This is a genomic window from Vibrio sp. 1F169 (assembly GCF_041439605.1).
GTDB lineage: Bacteria > Pseudomonadota > Gammaproteobacteria > Enterobacterales > Vibrionaceae > Vibrio > Vibrio tasmaniensis_A.
The window spans coordinates 1-5116 of sequence record NZ_JBGOOI010000129.1; the positions used below are offsets into that span (position 1 = coordinate 1).

Annotated in this window: 4 protein-coding genes; 1 reads left to right on the forward strand and 3 read right to left on the reverse strand. The window is 41.6% G+C overall.

What is annotated here, in order from left to right; genetic code table 11:
- Positions 1–542: 542 nt before the first annotated feature.
- Entirely contained in the window at positions 543–2075 is a 1533-nt protein-coding gene (locus ACED53_RS22720) for a DUF3612 domain-containing protein (RefSeq protein WP_017097047.1), read from the reverse strand.
- 170 nt (positions 2076–2245) lie between these two features.
- Here ACED53_RS22720 and ACED53_RS22725 point away from each other — a divergent pair, with 170 nt between their 5' ends.
- Entirely contained in the window at positions 2246–2848 is a 603-nt protein-coding gene (locus ACED53_RS22725) for a malate synthase (RefSeq protein WP_017100963.1), read from the forward strand.
- Between the two features lie 249 nt (positions 2849–3097).
- On the opposite strand, the gene ACED53_RS22730 is transcribed toward ACED53_RS22725, so the two are convergent.
- Positions 3098–4114, reverse strand: coding sequence for a GGDEF domain-containing protein (locus ACED53_RS22730; protein ID WP_009845697.1), 1017 nt, complete (start codon positions 4112–4114; stop codon positions 3098–3100).
- A gap of 400 nt (positions 4115–4514) precedes the next feature.
- Positions 4515–4727, reverse strand: coding sequence for a cold-shock protein (locus tag ACED53_RS22735; RefSeq protein WP_004730009.1), 213 nt, complete (start codon positions 4725–4727; stop codon positions 4515–4517).
- Between the last annotated feature and the right edge of the window lie 389 nt (positions 4728–5116).

Below are 5116 nucleotides of genomic sequence, written 5' to 3' on the forward strand. Positions count from 1 at the left end.
TATAAATACCCAGCAACTCGCTGCAAAAATCAGCTCGAAAGGTCAACACGCCCTAATCAAACAAGAAGAGGTTTCTTCAGAGTTGAAGCTATCGAATTTATTGAAAAGTAGGTATTTATAGGAAGAGAAATTAATCTTTAATGATCTATTAATAACAACATAATCACTAGCGATTTGTTGGGTTTTGCAATTTGCAATTTCAGTTTGCAAAACAAACAGGCATTTATGGCGAATACGTGTTCAGATGCGTAGTAAATACGTATATTTAAAGTTGGCACGCATAGTGCATTAGTAATAGTGACCCTTCTTAAGCCGAGGGTCACCTAGCCAACTGACGTTGTTAGTGAACCCATATTGTTCACACAAAATATATGACCAATCACCCTTTTGTGATTGGTTTTTTTTTGCCTGAATTTTGAGTTCTACTTGTTGGTATTACTTTTTATTAATTGTTATTACTACACTTATTATTAAGTGCAGTTAGCTCAAGCAAAACAAGCAGAGCACGACAATTTACTAATCATGCTCATACCATTCTTGCGCTAACACTCACCACACTTTGAGTAACAGCTTGGTTGGCGCGGGCATTCTCCACCTCGGGAGCAGATAAGCCTAGCCTCTGTCTCAATCCCACGTTCAATCCAATTTATATTTAGAATCTTGGCTATTGTCGTGAGATCTTTCTTGATGTTACGCGGGATTACCACCGAGCCACCATTGTTAACGCATGATGCTTTAAGTTGCTCTGCAATGTCTCTTGAATTACCGCCTTGTGCATCAATTGCAGGGTTAAGGTCTATGCCTGCACACAATACGCGATTGTTACCTGCAGGGTCCGTCATATTGATGGATTCACAGCAGTAGATTCTTGGTTCATCACCCACATTTAAAATAGATATTTGAGCCGAACTCCCTGCGCGAGGTTCTGACAATCGACGGAATACAGCCCAATGTTGACATGGGTCGGCAACAGTTCTCATATTTCCCCAAGGCAGTGGAATCCCGTTCCCGCGGTACACCGCCTTGAGTTTCCCTGGCCCATAAGCATCAAAGTAGTGCCAGTGAGGGTAGGGCGATACTACCGTCATTCGACGCATAGCAACAGAGGGGGAAACCCCCGCTCTTTTGTGAACGTCGATTTCGTAACCAGTGCGGTCAAGCAACTGTCTAAATGGAACTTTCGGGCAAAGAAGTGCGCCAGCAAAGAAGCTAGATTCAAAGTCTCGCCATGCTTGAAGAATATCTTGAGAATTAAGTTGCGAAGAGCCTGAAACCTGGTTGTCGTCCCATGTGTTGTTGTTGCCGACCGACAACACACTCTTTAAGCCTTCTTTGCTATGCAGAATACAATGGCCAATATAGACCGATAAATCGTATTTCAGACGAGTGGGGTACTCTTTCAGGATTTCATTTAAGAAGATTGTGCTAGGAGGTTCAAAGAACGAAGTGACTAGCTGTTTGGCATTAATTCCGAGTTCATCAACAACGTCTTTCGGTGTGCGTGTTACCCAACGGATGTTAATTCCAAGGCTTCTAGCGATGTCTATCAGATCTTCTACGCTGAGGTTAAGACGTTTTAAGCCAACTTCTTCCGCTGCGCGCTCAAGGTCAGGGAAGTGGTTCTGATTGCTTTCTTGGTGTGCTCGAATTAAGAGGTGTGCAAACTGGCGGCCTGAGATCCCCGTTTGAGATAGCATCTCTGGAATTGCAATTTGCAGGATGTCGTTGGAGAAAAGAAAGCTAGGCTCGAGTGCCATGCCACTTATCCCACCACGATTCCCTTTATCAGGAGCAATGGCTTGTTGTTCAGATTCGTCGTCAAGGAACCAGGTTGGGTTCTTCTGAAAGACCTGCGCGATTACTTCTAGCATATCGATGCTTGGGACGCGCTTTCCACGTTCAATCATTGAAAGGTAAGAAACGGAAGGTGCGTATTCTGGGTTGATTCTAATACAACGCGCAGACAGATCTTCCATCGTTAAATGGTTACGTTTTCTTAGGTTACGTATTTTCGTACCTAGGAAATGAGACTGACGAACTAAACTTTTTGACAAGGCCATATTTGTAAAATTCACATTGTAAAATTTTTGTTGTGAAATTGTAGGCAAAAAAGCGCTAGTCTACAAACTAAGCAATTCACAAAATGACAAATAAGTTAAACGTTAGTTTGGAATAATTGCTCTAGGACACATTTTTGCTATAAAAATCGGTGAATGTTCACCGGGTTGGTCAAGAGGGAAAGACTATGAATATGCTGACATTCGATAAAACAGAAATCCAAAAACAAACAAAACCATTTATCGCTGAAGCTGTCTTTGCCGTGGAGACTATCAGTGCCAAACAGCAAACTGAGAAGCAACTCAAAGCGAAGCAACTGCTAGACAGATTGTTCCCATTAGAGAACGGCTCACATCAAGATGTAACGAGCTACGTAGTTGATTACCGCCATATCATGGCTTATTTCAAAGGTGGCCAACACAGCGGTCTAAAGCATCCTAAGCAGTTTGTAGCTTACATGGGTGAGAAGTGTGACCCAGACTCAATCTTGTTCCGAGATAGCAGTGGAAGCCATTTAGAAGTGATGTTTGGTTGTCATAAAGGGACGGGGTGTATTGAATTGGTCGATATCGATGATATTCAGTTAGAGTCGTGCACCACGTTTGGCCAGTCGCCAATGGAAGCGGTACAAACGAATACTGAGCGTCAAGGAATCACTACAGCAATACGTCACTGGATCAGCCTAGTTCAAGGTGATGAGAAGGGTAAACCAAAAGCATGCAGCGAAGACAAAGAGTTCCGAGCTAAGAGCGGTGAGGATTACTGTCTTAACTATTGCTACGCCCTTTAATGTCACAGCTACATCTTTGGTATTTATGAAAGATGTAGAACCAGTGTAGTGTTAAATACTCTGAATGTATTTAGCATTAAACACTGACGACTATGCATAAACGACAAAGCCCCAACCATTAACCTACTGGTTATTGATTGGGGCTTTTTGCTTTCGATGTTAATTACGAGTCTATTTTTGAGCCTGAGCCTGAGCCTTGAGCCTAGTTAGTACGTCGTTTAACTGTAAATTTGTTTAGATGATTGCAGACTACAGCGGCATCACTCTATTTCGACCAAGTGACTTCGCTTCGTAAAGTAGCTTATCAGCGCGTTCGATCAGTGATTGTGCCGATTCACCGGGTTCAAGCTCAGCAACACCAAACGATGCGGTGATGCTACCTACCTGTTGCCCGCTACGACGATCTTTAATCGATAGCTTTTCTAGAGAGCGGCGGTTGGTGTCAGCAAGCTGGCGTGCAATGCGTAATGATTTGTTTGGCACGATTATCGCGAACTCTTCACCACCAAATCGGTAAGCAGAAATACCTTCACGGCACATTTGTTTTAATTTGCGCGCAATGCCTTTAAGAACCATGTCACCAAATAGGTGGCCATAAGTGTCGTTGAAGTTTTTAAAATGATCGATATCGAGAAGAATCAAACACAGAGGTTGTTTCGCTTCACACAGGGTTTCTATATCACGGTCGAAAGAGCGACGGTTATAGAGTGTCGTTGTGCTGTCAAAGAGTGCATCTTTCTGCACTTCTACCAGCTGAGATTTTAGCTTAGTGATTTCTGATGTTGCAGAATTCAACTGAGAATTTAAAAATTGAGTAGAGTGACGAATATGACGAGATTCAGAAACTAACTGACGAACTAAAGACATGACTTCATCGATCGATAAACTTTCATTGTCAACGCGGGCCAAATCCTCGAAGCTTTTATCAATCATCTCAGAAAAAGCAGAGGTATCGGTCAGTGTGTCATTCATCGAATTCGAAACTTCCGAGACCAACAACTCTAAATTAGCGCGGAGGTCATTGATATTCGTTTCAGACTTGCTAGCAACATAATTATTGTAAAGCTGCTCACCAACGGCTGGAGGACAAATGCCATAGTATTCCAAGATACCATCCATGTCTTTAGTCAGCTGTGGGATAGCATTGTCAACATAGGTGTACCAAAGTGCGTAATTTGCAGGTGTAGTAGACACCCGGTTCTTCATCATAAGAGGCACCGCTTTTTTTAGATTTGCGGTGGATTTTTGAAATTCGTCTTTTTTCATGATTTTTACTGCAGATACCAAACTAACTAAGCCACTGCGACCAAGATTAGCGGATTTTACCGATCTTTGCTTTAAAAATTATATAATTAATGGATGAGGATTGGGTAAACAACTCATTTTCATTATGGAAATCGATTGCATATTTATATCGAATAATAAATAGGGTGTTATTTGACCAAAGAGGAGTGGTCCGGTTGGGTGGGGGCGGCTGTTGGTGATGGGGGCTGTAATACCAATCGCGGTCAATAATGGGTTAGCCAAGCTTGTTCAAACACTCTGCCGAAAAATGGGTAATACGGGTGAGTGTGGAAGAGGTAGTAACTCAGTGGAAGTTTATTTCAGGCATAAAAAAGCGCCGATAAAAATCAGCGCTTTAAAATTCTTTTTAGCTAAAAGCTAATTATTGAGCAACAACGTTTGCTGCTTGTAGGCCTTTTTGACCGTTTTCAACTTCGAAAGAAACCTTTTGGCCTTCTTTCAGAGTTTTGAAACCTTCAGAAGCGATAGCACGGAAGTGTACGAATACGTCAGCGCCGCCGTTGTCTTGAGAAATGAAACCGAAACCTTTCTCTTCGTTAAACCATTTTACAGTGCCAGTATTTGTGTTAGACATAATTTGTCCCTTATTCATAAATTTTCTAAATTGTTGATTGCATTACTGCAATGCGCTGATAATTGAATTATTTAATATTGCTAAGAAATAAGGAAAAACTACTTACAAAAACGGGTAACGATTTTACATGTCATTTTTTACTATTCATCTAACTTAAATAACTCCGGCTAACAGAGCGAGTGCATGTTAACACAGTCTTTCGGGTTGTACACTCATTGATTGATAAATCAGCGAGTTTTTTTGTCATGTTGCGCTCGTTAACAAAAACTACCTACAACAGCTGATAGGTTTATAAAGTTACACACCATGACAAAGTAAAAAGGAAGCCTAAGCCTTAATGCCGTTCACTTAAGAGTGAACGGCATTTTTGTTCTTAGCATACCGTTGTG